Source organism: Streptomyces sp. NPDC025793, from assembly GCF_055558375.1.
The window spans coordinates 136,261-150,442 of the sequence record NZ_JBVHMR010000009.1 but is presented as its reverse complement, the minus strand read 5'-3'; the positions used below and the strand labels follow the sequence as shown (position 1 = coordinate 150,442).

The following is a 14,182-nucleotide window of genomic DNA, read 5'->3' as shown; positions in this document are numbered from 1 at the left end:
CGTTTCGGTGCGGCCGGTCGCCGCGGGTCAGCCACGCACCGCGGCCAGGCACTCGTCGGACAGGTCCATGATGTCGCCCCTGCCGTCGTGGTCGACCCACGTCATCGACGCGGCATCAGGCAGGCGAACGTCGTCGTCATCACCGCGCGGGCCTTCGCCTGCGTGCTCCCGCTCGGCCCCGCCGGCGCTCCCGTCGGCATCGCCGAAGCCGTGGTCTTCCCCGCCTCGGACGCCGCCGGCTGCAGCACCGGCGACCGCCTCGTCGTCTGCGGCGGCATCGGCGTGCACGCCCGCCCCTGACCCGCGGTGCCGCACTCGGCTCCGGCCGGGAGCGCCGACGGCGTCACGACAGGGCCTACGCGCGAGGCGTGCCCTCCCAGCGCCAGGTCGTCAGACGGGAGCGGCCGGGCAGTTCACCGCGTCCGGTCGCCCACAGAAGCGTGCGCCAGGGATCCATGGAGTCGGGGGCGTCGGGAAAGAGCCGGGCGAGCACCCGCGCGCACAGATCGGCGGGCGGGCTCCAGGCCAGGCCGAGCCCCTGCGCCAGGTCGTAGGTGTGCACCAGGGTCTCCGTGATCCCCATCGCCGCGAACCCCTCGGGATCGGAGACGCCGAAGACGTGGTGGGCGCGGATCCCCGGGGGCGTCGTACGCACCATGGCGACCAGCAGCGCGCCGCTCGCCTCCAGCACCTGCAACAGCCCGGCGGATCCCGCCGTACGGTCGGCGTGGATGACGTTCGCCGGTCCGCCGGGTCGTCGGCGTTGCCAGACGAAGGGGACTTCGCCTTCCAACGGCGGTGTTCTGGGACCGAGTTGGGCGGCGTAGGCGAAGAGGTCGTCGGCGAGATGCTCGACGGTCTCCCAGCAGTCCCAGTCCAGCGAGCCGGCCTTGCCGTCCCAGGCGTGCGGGGGTGCCTCGCGCAGGACGGCCACGGCGAGCCGCACGGCGAGGTCGACGTCGTCCGCGGTGACGGCGGACGGGGAGTAGGCGGTCTTCGCTGACAGGGGCATGGCCGGACCGTACCGCGACAGGACCGGGTCCCGCCCGCCCTTTGATCACGGGCCCACGTCCTTCGACGGCCCGGCCGCCCCGACGTCACCGGACCGTCCGGCGGCCCCCGAACTCCCAGTCGTGGACCTCCACCGCCGCGTGCCCGTCCGCGGCGAGGACGGCTCGGGCCGTGTCCCGGTCCGGCGCGCGGACCAGTGCCGCCGTGCCCAGCCGGGCCGTACCGTCGTCCGACAGCAGCGGTCCGTATGCGATCAGCCCGTCCCGGTCGGCCGGCAGCGCGGCCTCGGCGGCGGACTCCGCGCCGAGGCCGAGCACCAGGTAGCGGTTGCCGCCGCTCCGGCCGCCGGGGAAGTCCCACATGGTGCGCCCCAGCATGTTGTGCCACCGGCGCAGCAGCACGTCCCGGTAGACGCCGGCCTGGTAGTTGGGCTCGTCGAAGGCGAACGCGCGCGCGGCGGCGGGGTCCGGCAGGTCGACGACGTGCACGCTGCCGGTCGGCGTCGTACCGTCGGCGGCGAAGGTGGGGCCGCGCGCGATCATCTCCCGCGCGTACCGGTCCATGTAGGACCAGTGGTCCTCCAGCAGTTCCTGGCGCAGTGGCGAGGAGCCGGGGCGGTCGCGGTGGTAGCAGAAGAACTCCATGAACCCGGAGCCTTGCGCACCGCGGGGCGGCCTCTCAACCAACTTTCGGCGTCGGCCGGCCCGCTGCCGTCGTGGAGGCCGCGGCAGCGGAAGATGCCGCGTGTCGAGTGATTCTGGACGATCTCTTACCGGCGCTTACCTGCGTCTTCACGGTCGGGGCCGGTGCGCTGCGTACGGTGGCCGTCTGGGGGAGCCCGCCGGCTGAGGCGGCCTCCACCAGGTGTGTTCGATCAGGTGCGTCGGTTCAGGTGCGTTGGATCAGGTGTGGAGGTGCGGACGGATGACTGCCGGTCGTCGCGTGGTGCTGGCCGCCATGGCGGGCGGTCTGCTCGCCGGGTGCGCGGGTCAGAAGAAGGGCACTGACGCCTCCGCCGCTTCCCCCGGCTCGTCGCAGACGGGTCAGGCCCCGGCCCCACAGGCCTCCCGCACCACGACCCCGGCGCCGGGGGCCGCGACCGGACCCACCGTCACCCGCGCCCGGATCGTGGCCCGCTACGGACACAGCGTGCCGCACTCCTGGGGCTTCGACGCGCCCGGAGTGGTGCACTCCCTGCCGACAGCGAAGAACGAGATCGCGTTGACCTTCGACGCGTGCGGCGGCCGTGGCGGCAGCGGCTTCGACCGCGAGCTGATCGACTTCCTCCGCAAGCGGCAGGTCCCGGCGACGCTGTTCCTCAACTCCCGCTGGATCGACGAGAATCCGACGGAGTTCCACCGGCTGGCCGGCGAGCCGCAGTTCGAGATCGCCAACCACGGCACCCGCCACCTCCCCCTCTCGGTCTCCGGGCGCTCCGCCTACGGCATCCCCGGCACCCGCAGCGCGGGCGAGGTGTACGACGAGGTCGCGGGGAACCGGGCCAAGCTGACCGGGCTGCTCGGCGCCCCGCCCCGGTTCTTCCGCTCCGGCACCGCGTACTGCGACGACGTCGCGGCGCGCATCGTCCGCGACCTCGGGGAACGCTTCGCCAGCTTCTCCGTCAACGGTGACGGCGGCGCCACCTTCACCCACCGGCAGGTCCACGAGACCGTCGCGGCGGCGCCGGGCGGTTCCATCGTCATCTGTCACATGAACCACCCCGAGGGCGGCACGGCCGAGGGCATCGCGAGTGCCGTCCCGCATCTGCTCGCCACCGGCCACCGCTTCGTCCGGCTTTCGGACGCGTTTCCCGCCTGACGTCGATAACGATCACGCGAACCCGCACCTCAGCACTCGTCAGCGGGCCCCTGCGGGAGAACAATGTCCCTCAGGGACGGACCGGGCACGGGAGGCGTCATGAGCACTTCAGCGGAGCCGAGGGTGTCAGGCCTCGAAGTCCGGTCGATCGACTACGTCCCCCTGAACGAGCGGCACGGCAAGCTCTGGCATCTGGGCCCGCTGTGGTTCATGTCCAACGCCCAGATCGCCACCTTGGCCGTGGGGCTGATCAGCATCACCTCGGGCGGCAACCTGATCTGGTCGCTGCTGGCCATCGTCGCCGGCACGGTCGTCGGCACGTTCTTCATGGCCTTCCACTCGGCGCAAGGGCCCCAGCTGGGCCTGCCGCAGATGATCCAGTCGCGTCCGCAGTTCGGTTACGTCGGCGCCCTCCTCGTATGGCTGTTCGCCTATGTGCAGTACGCGGGCTTCAACGTCTTCAACAGCATCCTCGCCGCCGACTCCCTGCACACCACCCTGCACGGCAGCGTCAAGCTGTGGGTCGTCGTGGTCACCGTGGTCGCGCTCGTCATCGCACTGGTCGGCTACGACATCATCCACAAGGCCGAGCGGATCCTGACGTACACCTTCCTCGTCATCTTCGGGATCTTCACCGTCGGCGTCCTCGTCACGCTGCACTACCCGGCGGGCTCCTTCGACCTCGGCGCCTTCAAGTGGACGCCGTTCCTCGCCCAGTTCGGCGTGGTCGCCGGCTACCAGATCAGCTGGGCCATCTACGTCTCCGACTACTCGCGCTACCTGCCGCCGGACGTCACGGTCCGCAAGACCTTCTACTGGACGTACTTCGGCTCCGCGCTCGGCGGTATCTGGCTGATGGTCCTCGGCACCCTGCTGGCGGCATGGGCGGGCAAGGACTTCGACACCATCAAGTCCATCAACGCCGTGGGCGACAAGGTGTTCGACGGCTTCGGCGCGATCGTCCTGCTCTTCGCCGCCCTGGGCCTGGTGTCCGTCACCGCCCTGAACATGTACGGCGGTTCACTGACCCTCATCAGCGGCATCGACTCGTTCAAGCGGGTGCGGCCGACCCTGGGCGTACGCCTGCTGACCCTCGGCCTGACCGCGGCCCTCTCCCTGATCGGCGCGCTGGCCGCTACCGCCAACTTCCTTGAGAACTTCAACAACTTCCTGCTGCTCGTGCTCTACCTGTTCATCCCGTGGACCGCGGTCAACCTCATGGACTACTACGTCGTCCGCCGCGGCCACTACGCCATCGCCGAGATCTTCAACCCCCATGGCATCTACGGCCGATGGGGCTGGCACGGCATCATCGCCTACGTGGTCGGCTTCGTGGCCATGATCCCCTTCTTCTCCGTCGGCACCCTGTACGTCGGCCCCGCCGCCAAGGCCCTCGGCGGCGCCGACATCTCCCTATTCATCGGCCTGCCGGTGTCCGCCCTGCTGTACTGGTGGCTGAGCCGCTCGATCGACGTCGAGGGCGAGACTCGCCTGGCCCAGGCCGAGGCGGCGGCACTGGAACAGGCGGCCCACGAGCACCGGGAGCCCTGAGGGAACCGGCGGGCAGGACGCTGGGGAGGGCAGCGAGCCCGGGGCTCGGCGGTGGCTTGGTCGCGGCGTCCGGGTCGGTTCCCCGCGCGCGGGCTGCCGTCGGTATCCCGCCTTCGGGTAAAGGGAGTTGACGGATCGAGGCACGCCCGACGGCCTGTGTCACTCCCTCGTGTGATCTTCGCGCGCGCCACTCGCCCCCGGACCCCGCCCGTCCGAAGACTGGCACCATGCGTGTACCGTCCTTCACCCCGCGCGTCCTGCGACGCGCCGCCGTCGTCCTGGCCACCGTGGCCGCCACCACCCTGCCCGCCACGATCGCGGCAGCACCCGCCCAGTGCGCGGACTACTGCGGCGGCCCGGTGGTCGTGGCCCCGCTGTCCACGGCACCGCCGAGCACCGGAGCCTGTACGAGCCCCGAGCCGGTGGTGTGCCAGATCCGCCGCGAGACCCCGCAGGAACGGGTGCAGGCGCGGGGCATCCGCATGCGGTACCTCGGGCTCATCGGTGAGATGGACCGTGTGCGCTGCGAGATGCGCGCAGAGGGAGCCGGTCCGGAGGAGATCGCCCGCAGGCTGGTGGACATGCGCAACGAGGCCAAGGAGATCACCCGGGCCGGCATGACGCCCGAGGAGGTCCGGCAGCTCGAAGAGCGCAACATGGCCAAGTACGGCAACCCGCTCGGCCCCACCGCCGACCAGCTCTACGCCAAGTACGGCTCCTGGGAGAAGGTCGCCGACGCCTCGACCCGCACCAGCCACGCCGTCGACGGCGAACTCGGCCTGGAGTACCGGCCCTGCCCCTGCGACGTCACGCCGACGGCATGAGCGGCCGGACACGGTGCGCTGACCGTGGCCGGGCTCGCGGCGGTACTCGCCGAGCGCCTACCCGGCCGTCAGGCTCCTCGGCGCCGGAGATCTGGTGTTCCTGGGCGCGCAGTCGCCGTGGCAGCACCGGCGTGGCGCGACCGTCCCGACGCAGACCGGGACTCCCACCCGCGCCGGCAACCCATGGCGGACCGGGCTCGTCAGCAACGCCCTCCATCCGAAGATCGCCGTCTCCCGCACCGGACTGCTCCCCGCGCTGGCCCCGCCCCGGCTGCCGACCGCCTGGGCCATGACGCTTCTCGTCCTCCTGCACATCTGCCTCGCCCTGACCTGGCTGCGCGGCTGTGTCCTCCTGCTGGCCAGGGCCGGACCGCTACTGCACACGCCGCGGGTGCGCCGGGCGCCGGGCCGGGTGACGGGTGTCGTACTGATCGGGTCCGGGCTCGTCGTCGCGACGACAGCCGACTGACCGGCCCCTCGGCCCGTCGTCGGCGCCGCGTATTTACCCGTTCGGAACATGCCTAATGAATACGGCAAACGGGTACTTTTCGTAAAAGTGAACAACCGGAGACAAGGGAAGCCGGTCATGAACGAGGACACGAGGAGCCTGCACCCGGAGCAGCCGCCCGCACACACTCCGCGCCCGGCGGTCCGCGGCGACCCGGCCCCGCTGGGCCTGGCCGGCTTCGCCCTCACCACCCTGCTGCTCTCGGTCATCAACACCAACCTGCTCAAGGAGGGCGCCGCGATCATTCCGGTGCTGGGACTCGCCCTGTTCTACGGCGGTCTCGCCCAGTTCGCGGCGGGCCTGTTCGAGTTCCGGCGCGGTAACACGTTCGGTGCGACGGTCTTCGTCTCGTACGGCGCCTTCTGGCTGGGCTACTGGTGGATCGCGCCGCGCCTGGCCCTCGCCGGTGACGCGCACAACACCCTCGGCCTGTTCCTGCTCGGGTGGGCCGTCTTCACCGCCTACATGGCCGTCGCCGCGCTGCGGGTCAGCCTGGCTGTGCTGGCCGTGCTGGTGCTGCTGACGCTCACCTTCGTCTCCCTGGCCATCGGGGCGTTCCAGACCGGGGCCGAGCCGCACGCCCTGACCCAGGTCGGCGGATGGCTCGGCATCCTCACGGGACTGGCCGCCTGGTACGCCTCGGCGGCGACCGTCATCAACGAGACACACGGCCGTACGATCCTGCCCGTGGGCTCGCACCGGCCCGGACCGGCTCCGGCGCGCCCGTCGAGCGTCCCGCCCGAGGCATGAGGGGGTTCCCGTCGGCAGGGGGTCGCCCGCGACAATCCTCTTCATGAACGACGGCATGCATGACGACATGGGCGACGGCCCGGGCGACGCCGAGAGCCGCCTCGCCAGGATCGAGCGGTTGCTGGAGAGCGGTGAGCGGGAACTCGTCCCCGCCTGGCAGCGAGTGACCCGGGGGGAGCCGCGCTGGACGGTCACCGTCGTGATCCTGGCGGCCGTCGGCCTCCAGCTCACGCTGCCGCACCGGCTCCTCCTCCTGCACCCCGCCTGGGCCATGCCCGTGCTGGAGCTGGTGCTGCTGGCCGGTCTGGTCGCCGCCAACCCCCGGCGGGTGGAGCCCAGTACCCGGTGGCTGCGATGGCTCGGTCTCGCCCTGATCTGCGTCATCAGCCTGGCCAACGGATGGTCGGCGGTCCGGCTCGTGGCGGACCTGGTGAACGGCAGGGGAGCCGATCAGGCGGTACCGCTGCTGCTCACCGGCGGCGTCATCTGGGTCACGAACGTCATCGTGTTCGCCCTGTGGTACTGGGAGTGGGACCGGGGCGGCCCGATGGCCCGGGTCCAGGGACAGCACCGGTACGCGGACTTCCTCTTCGTCCAGATGCAGAGCCCGGACATCGCCCCGTCGGACTGGGAACCGGCGTTCCTGGACTACCTCTACCTGTCCTTCACCAACGCCACCGCCTTCAGTCCGACCGACGTCATGCCGCTGTCCCGCTGGTCCAAGATGCTGATGATGCTCCAGTCGTCGGTGTCCCTGGTGACCGTGGTCCTCGTGGTCGCCCGAGCCGTCAACATCCTGAAGTAGCCGGGACCGGGGTCGCGCATCGGCGCCATCCAGCGGCCACCGGCTCCTCGGGTCCGGCCCCCTGCGGGACGCCCTGAACCGGGCCCGGCCTCGGTGGGTGCGTTCAGTCCGCGATCGTGGCGAGGATCAGGGTCCGGAGCTGGTCCGCGGCGTGGTCCAGGGGCTGGGTGCTGCGCTTGGCGCGGCGCATGGCGACCGTGCCCTCCACGGACGCGACGGTGAGCGGCGCCGGCTGCGCCGCCCGCTCGGGCTCGGCGCCGTGCGCGCACAGTGAGTCGGCCGGCAGGCGCTCCCAGGCGGTGAACACGTCGGCGGCCCGCACCCTGTGCGCCGCCACCGCCGAGTCCCTGGAGCCGCTTCCGCGCGGCTTCGACATCGCCGTGGCGGCCACCGGACGCGTCGACCAGCTCGCCCTGGCCGTCAAGTCCCTTGCTCCGGAGGGTGTGTGCGAGTCCGCGGGCAACCACTTCCGCCCCGGCGAGCTGCCCCTGCCGGACATGTACCTCACCGGCGTCACCCTGTGCATCGCCCGGGACAACGTCCGCGCCCACGACGAATTCCCCGACGGCGCACGGACGTACAGCCCTGTCACCGAACCGGCGGGCCCACTGGCCCCGCCCACGAGGGCCCGCCCGGTCCCGCTGGAGACCCCGCCGTGCGTGCGCGCCCGCGGCACGGGCACGGCGGACCGCAAGGCGTTCGTGACCGGATCGATCACGACCGAGGCGGACCCCGACGTCCGACTGGTGGCGGCCGACGCGGTGTTCATCGCCCCGGACCCGGCAGCGGGCCCGCGCGCTGTTCCCCGGGATGCGGGCGCAGCCGTAGACGTCCTGCCGCTGTGTCAGACGCCCGGAGCGGTCGCCTCCGCGGCGCGCAGCACGGCCGCGGTCCCGGGATGGCCGCAGTCGCGTGCCCACTCCAGGGCGGTGCGGCCGGTGCCGTCGTCCTCGCGCAGGCGGGGATCGGCACCGTGCGCCAACAGCTCGCGCACCGCGGCCGTGTGCCCCCAGCAGGCGGCCGCGCACAACGGCGTGCCTTCCGAGCCGAGTCCGCCGCTCTCAGTGTCGGGGCGGGCCCCGGCCGCCAGGAGCAGCCGGACGATCGCGGCCTGTCCGTTCACGGACGCCAGGTAGAGCGGGGTGGCGCCGTCGCCGTCACCCCGCTCCGGGTCCGCCCCGGAGCGCAGGAGCGCTGCCACGCGGGAGAGGTCGTCGTGCAGGATCGCGGTGAACAGATTCCGGTACAGCTTCTTGCGTCGGCGGTGGTTCACCTGAGGTGTCCCGCGATGGTCCGTGCGCACTCCATCGACTCGGCGCGGGTGGTGTCCACCTCGAGGTCGTAGGTCACGCCCCGGTGGACGAGGTCCGCCTGGGCGGCGGCCATCCCGATGACCCGGTCACCCCGTGCGACCTCCCGGCCCGCGGCGACACCGGGGTCGCACCGGACGCCGACCCACAGCACGTGCAGGTCGGCCAGCGCCTTCTGCCAGCGCTGCTGCGACTGCGCCCCGCCGAGGAAGACCTCGTCGACGACGACCCGCGCGCCCGACCGGGCCATCGCGGCGACCCCGGCGATCCATGCCGCCTCCAGCCGCCGGAACTCCGGTCCGACCGTGACCTCTCCGTCCGGGGCGAACCCGATCCCGGTGTCCGAGGCCCGCAGGGCCGCCGGCATCGCGTCGACCAGTGTGTCCGTCCCGAGAGCCAGCCACGGATCCGGCAGGACGGCCTGGAGACATCGCACGATCCCGGACTTCCCCGAGCTGGAACCGCCGTTGAGCACGATCACCCGGGTCCTCATCGGGTCACACCGGAGAGGTCGTCCGGTATCGCGTGCGTGGCCGGGCCGAGCGACCCCTGTCCGGAGGTGAACACCAGGTCACCGGCCCTGATCGCCTGGGACGGCGGCGGCTCGGTGCCGTCGGGGAAGCGTACGAAGGGAGCGCTCTCGGTGTGGATGTCCTCGATCATGGCGGCATTGTCCCGTACCGAGGCCGACCGCACGCGGGAAGCGTGCGACGCGCTCAGTCGGACCCGAGCCACACCCCGTCACGCATGAGGAGCCGGCCGCGCAGTTCCGGCTCGCCGCGCCAGGCACGCACCGTCTTCGGCACGACGCGGAGGTAGACAAAGGGGCCGTCCTCCGCGCGCGGGTCCCAGCCGAACTTCCCGGTGTACGCCTCGGCCGCCTCGGCGGACACCTCCCGGTCGGAGAAGGTCTCCGCCTCGCCCTGGAGAAGCACCACGTCGAACGTGTCCGGCAGCGCCAGCCGGACCCGCGGTTCGGCCTGGACGTTGCGCGCGGTCGCGGACGTCGCGCCGGTGCACATCCAGATCGCCCGTCCGTCCCACAGGAACCACAGCGGCAACTGGTGCGGCCCGTGGTCGGGATGGGCCGTCGCCAGCCACACGTCCCGCTCCGCCTCAAGCCGCTTCAGTGTGTCGCGTATGCGTTCCGGCCGTCCCCGACGAGCCGTGTCCCCGATCTTCATGAGTCGCAGCCTATGTGGCGTCAGGCGTTCGGGTCGAAGGGGATGCCCGACGGCATGGAGTGCGCCAGGGCGTACGCGAAGTCGCCGTCCTTGATCTTGATGGTCGCCGCCCCGAAGTCGGCGCTCATGAGCTTGTCGCGGAATCCGGGCGGGTAGCCGTTCCAGCCCACCAGACGCGGGTAGAACCAGCCGCCGGTCACGTTCTCCGGGGGCTCGTCATGGGCGTTGGCGAAGCGGAAGTCGTGTGTCGAGATGCCGTCCTTGTGGTAGACGATCTTCGGATGCGTGCCGTCGAAGCGGACCGAGGAGCGGGCGGCCACCTGGTAACCGGTGTGCTGGGACACCGACACGTACCGGACCTCGTTGCCGTTGATCCACACCACCACGTGCTCCCAGTCGTGGGTGTGCCCGATGGCCGCCGGACCCAGGGTCGCCTGGTCCTTCTCGAAGTAGCTGGCGTACACGACCGCACACCAGCCGTTGTTGCACTTCTCGCGTGAATAGGTGTTGGCGTTGGCGAGCTGCGCGTAGTCGTGGCAGTGGCCGTTGACGTCGCCGCCGAGCTTCAGGCCGGGGTTGATCCTGCCGTCGGCGCCGATGGCGGCCGTGGCGTAACAGCCGTCGCCGTCGTAGTCGTAGGCGGGGGAAAAGGTCTGTTCCAGGCCGTCGGCGTTCTGCGGCAGCAGCGTCAGGACGTCGGCGTCGGCCTGCGTGGGGAGCGTGAGCACGAGAGCCAGCGCGGCGAATACGGCGGCCGGGGCCGACCGGCGCAGTCGCGGCCGACGGCGGCCGCCGGATGCCGGACCGGCGGGAACCCTTGTGGGGGAAAGGGGGGTTCGCACCTCAACACCTCTTGCGTGAGCCTCGGACGGGGCGTGGTCGTGCCGCGAACCTAAAGGTGTGGACCACTTACGTCAAGGGGTGAAGTAAGTGGTGAGGCAATGGAGTTGAGGTTGTCTCCGAATGTTCCGCCCAGGTGGCTTGCGCCCCGCATGCCACGGCTCCGCCCCGCTCGCGTTGCCGAAGGAGACGAGACGGCCGTGGACCGCCAGGGCGTCCAGGCAGGGGCGGTTACGGCCCCGGTGTCGACGACGTCGCGGCCACCGTCCGCGCCGTGGTCGAGGCCGGGGCGGGCGGAGTCGATCTGGAGGACTCGCTCGCGCGGCGGTCCGCTGCACGACGCTCCCGCTCAGGCCGTACGCCTGAGCGCGGCCCGCGCCGCCGCCGAGGAGGCCGGGCTGCCCGGCTGTGGCCTGCGCGGGGGCGGGCGCCGACAGCCTTGCGTCCCCGGTCTCGTGGACCCGGACACGGTGGCCGAACCGGTCCGCCGCGGTCCGTGGCCGGTCATCGTGATGGCCGGACCGGGCGTACCGGCCGTGTCTGGTCTCGAAGCGGTCGGGGGCCGCCGGGTCAGCGAGGGCGGCGCGCTCGCCCGGCCGCGTACGGGGTGATGCGCCGTGCGGCCGCGGAACTGCTGGACTCGGGCACCTGCGTGGCGCTGGAGGGTGCCGCGGACTTCGGCACCGTCAACGGCGCGGGCACCGCCGCACGCACGCGGCGCTGACCGCACCTGTGGGGCGTCTTTGCGTGCGCCGATGAGTTTCTTGGGCTGAACAGGACATGCCGGTCCGCTTCCGTACACGTTCCTCCCCTCGGATGTCCGTGCACGGTTCGCATGATCTCGCTCGCTCAGCACAGTCCGAGGAGAACCCTTGTCCCGACGCCCGTCCCACCCCGCACGCACCATCACGGCGGCGGCCGCAGCGCTGGCCGCCGTCGGCGCGCTCACCGCGGCGGCCGCGCCCGCCTCCGCCCATGCGCCCGCGCAGCGGCACCCGGCCGCCCGGCACGTCCTGCTGCTGTCCGTCGACGGACTGCACCAGTCCGACCTCGCCTGGTACACGGCCCGGCACCCGCACTCCGCGCTCGCTCAACTGGCGGGCGGCGGTGTGGAGTACACGCACGCCGCGACCACGAACCCGTCCGACTCCTTTCCCGGCATGGTCGGCCAGCTCACGGGCGGCAACCCGGATACCACGGGTGTCTACTACGACGACGCCTACAGCTCCGCCCTCCTGCCGGCCGGCACCACCAAGTGCGCCGGCGCCAAGCCCGGTGCCGAGGTCGACCTCACCGAGGACCTCGACAAGAACAAGGACTCTCTCGACGCCGGCCAGGGTCTGAAGGGCCTGCCCGGCAGCATCCTCCACATGACGGGCGACCCCACCCGCCTCCTCGACCCCTCGAAGCTGCCGGTCGACCCGAAGACGTGCAGGCCGGTCTACCCGCACTCCTACCTGCGCGTGAACACCGTCTTCGAGGTGGCCCGCACCGCGGGTCTGCGCACCGCCTGGTCCGACAAGCACGCCGCCTACGACATCCTCAACGGCCCCTCCGGCAAGGGCATCCAGGACCTCTTCGCGCCCGAGATCAACAGCAACGCGACCGGCTACGCGGCGGGTGACGACTGGACGAAGGACAACGCCGCGACCCGGCAGTACGACGGCTACAAGGTGAGCGCCGTCCTCAACGAGATCGACGGCTACGACCACGGCCGCACCCACAAGGTGGGCACTCCGGCGGTCTTCGGCATGAACTTCCAGTCCGTCTCGACCGCCCAGAAGCTGCCCACGTCCGACGGCCTGGCCGGCGGCTACCGGGCGAAGGGCGTGCCCGGCCCGCTGCTGGCGAAGAGCCTCGCCTACGTGGACCAGCAGGTCGGCGCCTTCCTCGCCGAGCTGCGCAGGCAGCACCTCGCCGACAGCACCACGGTCATCCTGTCGTCCAAGCACGGCCAGTCGCCCACCGACCCCCAGGCCCTGACCCGCATCGACGACGGCCCCCTCCTCGACGGCCTGAACGCCGCCTGGAAGGCCGCTCACCCGGGCGCCGGTGACCTCGTCGCCCACGCGGTGGACGACGACGCCATGCTGATCTGGCTCACCGACCGGTCCAAGGCCGCCACCGCCTTCGCCAAGGCCTACCTCCTCGCCCAGTCCGGCACGGGCAACGGCATCGACGGCAAGGCCCGGCCCTTCACGGCGAGCGGACTGAAGACCCTGTACGCGGGCGCTGCCGCGGCCGGCTACTTCCACGCCCGCCCGGGCGACTCCCGCGTGCCCGACCTGGTCGGCGTCACCCGGTACGGCGTCGTCTACACCGGCGGCAAGGGCAAGATCGCCGAGCACGGCGGTGCCCACGCCGACGACCTCGACGTCCCGCTCGTCGTCACCGGCGCCGCCACCCCGCACGGCGTCCGCGTCGACAGCCCGGTGCGCACCACGCAGATCGCCCCGACGATCCTGCGGCTGCTGGGCCTCGACCCGCGCAGCCTGGACGCCGTACGCGCCGAGCACACGCGGGTCCTCCCCGTGCGCTGAGCCCTCGCGCCCGTCGCCCGGGCGGTTGATCCGGATGGAGTACGTACTCGTTACTCACTTTCGGGTGACCGCTCGGGCGGACGTCCATGGGCAGGCCCGACATGCCGCCGGAATTCACCATTCAGGACATAAATGGTCATTGCATCCGAGAGTTACGGATTGTTGCGAGAAACGTAATGCCCTGCGCGTTTTCCTTACAAAGTCCACCAGGGGTTGCAGGGTGAGCGTGCGCGGCCAACCGGCCGCCGACCCGCGCCAACGCGCTCTCGCGAAGGGGGACCCTGTGTCCGTTTCTTCTTCCGTCCGTCGTGTGACGGCCGCCGCTTCCGTGGCCGCCGCCATGGTGGGCGTAGCGGCCCTGCCGGCCGTGGCCGACGGTCAGCACCTGGGCCGTCAGCACTCGGTGGTGTACATCAGTGGCGTACGGCACGACGGGCAGAGCCGGGCCGACCGCTCCAACACCACGCTGAACAAGCAGTGGGTGGCGGTCACCAACAGCTCGCGCCGGGCGGTGAACCTGGACCGCTGGACGCTGTCCGACCGGAACGGCCACACGTACACCTTCCACCACGTCCGGCTCGCCGGCCGGGCCACCGTGCGCGTCCACACCGGAGTCGGCCGGGACACCAAGACCGACCTCTACCAGGACCGCCGCATCCGGGTGTGGGACAACAACGCCGACTCGGCGACGCTGCGCGACGACCGCGGCCGCGTGCTCGACGCCGTGTCCTGGGGCGGCCGCAGCCACCGCAACGGCGGAGAGTTCCGCCACCACGAAGCCGCCCGCCACCACGAAGCCGCCCGGCACCACGAAGCCGCCCGGCACCACGAAGCCGCCCGTCACCAGGCCGTCCGCCACGCGGCCACCCGTCACGAGGCCGGTCACCGCTAGGCAGCGCACCACGGCGGGCACGGCCGCGGCGACCGCCGCCGACCCCTTCCCCACCCGGCAGCCCCGGACGGCGTTCGCGCCGACCGGGGCTGTCCCTTGCCCGACCCCCTTCCCCCGCCACGGCTCCCGGGCCTCGCGGCAGGCTCACA

Annotated in this window: 18 protein-coding genes and 1 pseudogene; 11 read left to right on the top strand and 8 right to left on the bottom strand. The window is 71.8% G+C overall.

Going from position 1 to position 14,182, the window contains the following annotated elements; genetic code table 11:
• The first annotated feature begins 87 nt into the window (after nt 1-87).
• Nucleotides 88-300: a hypothetical protein gene (locus tag ACZ4MF_RS19615; RefSeq protein ID WP_467493228.1), complete on the top strand. Its 213-nt coding sequence runs from the start codon at nt 88-90 to the stop codon at nt 298-300.
• 55 nt (nt 301-355) lie between these two features.
• Here ACZ4MF_RS19615 and ACZ4MF_RS19610 read toward each other — a convergent pair whose 3' ends face one another.
• Nucleotides 356-1,012, bottom strand: a complete 657-nt coding sequence (locus ACZ4MF_RS19610; RefSeq protein ID WP_467493227.1) for a hypothetical protein — start codon at nt 1,010-1,012, stop codon at nt 356-358.
• Nucleotides 1,013-1,097: 85 nt separating this feature from the next.
• Complete coding sequence (locus ACZ4MF_RS19605) at nt 1,098-1,655, bottom strand: YciI family protein (protein WP_467493226.1); 558 nt, start codon at nt 1,653-1,655, stop codon at nt 1,098-1,100.
• 280 nt (nt 1,656-1,935) lie between these two features.
• On the opposite strand from ACZ4MF_RS19605, the gene ACZ4MF_RS19600 reads away from it, so the two are divergent.
• From ACZ4MF_RS19600 to ACZ4MF_RS19575, 6 genes are all read left to right on the top strand, one after another.
• On the top strand, nt 1,936-2,829 hold the full coding sequence (locus ACZ4MF_RS19600) for a polysaccharide deacetylase family protein (RefSeq protein ID WP_467493224.1): 894 nt from the start codon (nt 1,936-1,938) through the stop codon (nt 2,827-2,829).
• 99 nt (nt 2,830-2,928) lie between these two features.
• On the top strand, nt 2,929-4,380 hold the full coding sequence (locus ACZ4MF_RS19595; RefSeq protein WP_467493223.1) for a purine-cytosine permease family protein: 1,452 nt from the start codon (nt 2,929-2,931) through the stop codon (nt 4,378-4,380).
• Between the two features lie 227 nt (nt 4,381-4,607).
• Entirely contained in the window at nt 4,608-5,204 is a 597-nt protein-coding gene (locus tag ACZ4MF_RS19590; RefSeq protein ID WP_467493222.1) for a hypothetical protein, read from the top strand.
• A gap of 94 nt (nt 5,205-5,298) precedes the next feature.
• Nucleotides 5,299-5,673, top strand: coding sequence for a LysE family translocator (locus ACZ4MF_RS19585; RefSeq protein WP_467493221.1), 375 nt, complete (start codon nt 5,299-5,301; stop codon nt 5,671-5,673).
• 117 nt (nt 5,674-5,790) lie between these two features.
• The gene (locus ACZ4MF_RS19580) at nt 5,791-6,462 is read left to right on the top strand and encodes an acetate uptake transporter (RefSeq protein ID WP_467493220.1); all 672 of its coding nucleotides are present in this window, start codon (nt 5,791-5,793) and stop codon (nt 6,460-6,462) included.
• A 43-nt stretch (nt 6,463-6,505) separates the two neighbouring features.
• Nucleotides 6,506-7,267, top strand: a complete 762-nt coding sequence (locus ACZ4MF_RS19575; RefSeq protein WP_467493219.1) for a hypothetical protein — start codon at nt 6,506-6,508, stop codon at nt 7,265-7,267.
• 103 nt (nt 7,268-7,370) lie between these two features.
• On the opposite strand, the gene ACZ4MF_RS19570 is transcribed toward ACZ4MF_RS19575, so the two are convergent.
• Nucleotides 7,371-7,643, bottom strand: a complete 273-nt coding sequence (locus ACZ4MF_RS19570; protein ID WP_467493340.1) for an LmrA/YxaF family transcription factor — start codon at nt 7,641-7,643, stop codon at nt 7,371-7,373.
• Here ACZ4MF_RS19570 and ACZ4MF_RS19565 point away from each other — a divergent pair.
• Nucleotides 7,597-7,818 (top strand): annotated as a pseudogene (locus tag ACZ4MF_RS19565) (zinc-dependent alcohol dehydrogenase); the annotation flags it as partial. The gene ACZ4MF_RS19570 and the pseudogene ACZ4MF_RS19565 sit on opposite strands and share 47 nt — an antisense overlap.
• A gap of 293 nt (nt 7,819-8,111) precedes the next feature.
• Here the strand turns inward: ACZ4MF_RS19565 and ACZ4MF_RS19560 are convergent.
• Genes ACZ4MF_RS19560 through ACZ4MF_RS19540 form a run of 5 tightly spaced genes read right to left on the bottom strand, consistent with a single transcriptional unit; the run spans nt 8,112 to nt 10,489 of the window.
• Nucleotides 8,112-8,540: an ankyrin repeat domain-containing protein gene (locus ACZ4MF_RS19560; protein WP_467493218.1), complete on the bottom strand. Its 429-nt coding sequence runs from the start codon at nt 8,538-8,540 to the stop codon at nt 8,112-8,114.
• Entirely contained in the window at nt 8,537-9,070 is a 534-nt protein-coding gene (gene cpt, locus ACZ4MF_RS19555) for a chloramphenicol phosphotransferase CPT (RefSeq protein WP_467493217.1), read from the bottom strand. The genes ACZ4MF_RS19560 and cpt overlap by 4 nt, the downstream gene beginning before the upstream one ends.
• Nucleotides 9,067-9,240, bottom strand: a complete 174-nt coding sequence (locus ACZ4MF_RS19550) for a hypothetical protein (protein WP_467493216.1) — start codon at nt 9,238-9,240, stop codon at nt 9,067-9,069. The genes cpt and ACZ4MF_RS19550 overlap by 4 nt, the downstream gene beginning before the upstream one ends.
• Nucleotides 9,241-9,293: 53 nt before the next feature.
• Complete coding sequence (locus ACZ4MF_RS19545; protein ID WP_467493215.1) at nt 9,294-9,761, bottom strand: pyridoxamine 5'-phosphate oxidase family protein; 468 nt, start codon at nt 9,759-9,761, stop codon at nt 9,294-9,296.
• 20 nt (nt 9,762-9,781) lie between these two features.
• The gene (locus ACZ4MF_RS19540) at nt 9,782-10,489 is read right to left on the bottom strand and encodes an NPP1 family protein (RefSeq protein WP_467493214.1); all 708 of its coding nucleotides are present in this window, start codon (nt 10,487-10,489) and stop codon (nt 9,782-9,784) included.
• Nucleotides 10,490-10,801: 312 nt separating this feature from the next.
• Between ACZ4MF_RS19540 and ACZ4MF_RS19535 the strand changes: the two genes are divergently transcribed.
• From ACZ4MF_RS19535 to ACZ4MF_RS19525, 3 genes are all read left to right on the top strand, one after another.
• Nucleotides 10,802-11,212 carry a hypothetical protein gene (locus tag ACZ4MF_RS19535; RefSeq protein WP_467493212.1) on the top strand — a complete coding sequence of 137 codons (411 nt, stop codon included), beginning with the start codon at nt 10,802-10,804 and terminating at the stop codon, nt 11,210-11,212.
• A 261-nt stretch (nt 11,213-11,473) separates the two neighbouring features.
• Entirely contained in the window at nt 11,474-13,141 is a 1,668-nt protein-coding gene (locus ACZ4MF_RS19530) for an alkaline phosphatase family protein (protein ID WP_467493211.1), read from the top strand.
• A 310-nt stretch (nt 13,142-13,451) separates the two neighbouring features.
• The gene (locus tag ACZ4MF_RS19525; RefSeq protein WP_467493210.1) at nt 13,452-14,033 is read left to right on the top strand and encodes a lamin tail domain-containing protein; all 582 of its coding nucleotides are present in this window, start codon (nt 13,452-13,454) and stop codon (nt 14,031-14,033) included.
• The last annotated feature ends 149 nt before the right edge of the window (nt 14,034-14,182 follow it).

Bases quoted from the DNA above. Each gene is read 5' to 3' on its own strand.
- ACZ4MF_RS19610 (WP_467493227.1), bottom strand. From the start codon at position 1,012: ATGCCCCTGTCAGCGAAGACCGCCTACTCCCCGTCCGCCGTCACCGCG.
- ACZ4MF_RS19605 (WP_467493226.1), bottom strand. From the start codon at position 1,655: ATGGAGTTCTTCTGCTACCACCGCGACCGCCCCGGCTCCTCGCCACTG.
- ACZ4MF_RS19600 (WP_467493224.1), top strand. From the start codon at position 1,936: ATGACTGCCGGTCGTCGCGTGGTGCTGGCCGCCATGGCGGGCGGTCTG.
- ACZ4MF_RS19595 (WP_467493223.1), top strand. From the start codon at position 2,929: ATGAGCACTTCAGCGGAGCCGAGGGTGTCAGGCCTCGAAGTCCGGTCG.
- ACZ4MF_RS19590 (WP_467493222.1), top strand. From the start codon at position 4,608: ATGCGTGTACCGTCCTTCACCCCGCGCGTCCTGCGACGCGCCGCCGTC.
- ACZ4MF_RS19580 (WP_467493220.1), top strand. From the start codon at position 5,791: ATGAACGAGGACACGAGGAGCCTGCACCCGGAGCAGCCGCCCGCACAC.
- ACZ4MF_RS19575 (WP_467493219.1), top strand. From the start codon at position 6,506: ATGAACGACGGCATGCATGACGACATGGGCGACGGCCCGGGCGACGCC.
- ACZ4MF_RS19570 (WP_467493340.1), bottom strand. From the start codon at position 7,643: ATGTCGAAGCCGCGCGGAAGCGGCTCCAGGGACTCGGCGGTGGCGGCG.
- cpt (WP_467493217.1), bottom strand. From the start codon at position 9,070: ATGAGGACCCGGGTGATCGTGCTCAACGGCGGTTCCAGCTCGGGGAAG.
- ACZ4MF_RS19550 (WP_467493216.1), bottom strand. From the start codon at position 9,240: ATGATCGAGGACATCCACACCGAGAGCGCTCCCTTCGTACGCTTCCCC.
- ACZ4MF_RS19545 (WP_467493215.1), bottom strand. From the start codon at position 9,761: ATGAAGATCGGGGACACGGCTCGTCGGGGACGGCCGGAACGCATACGC.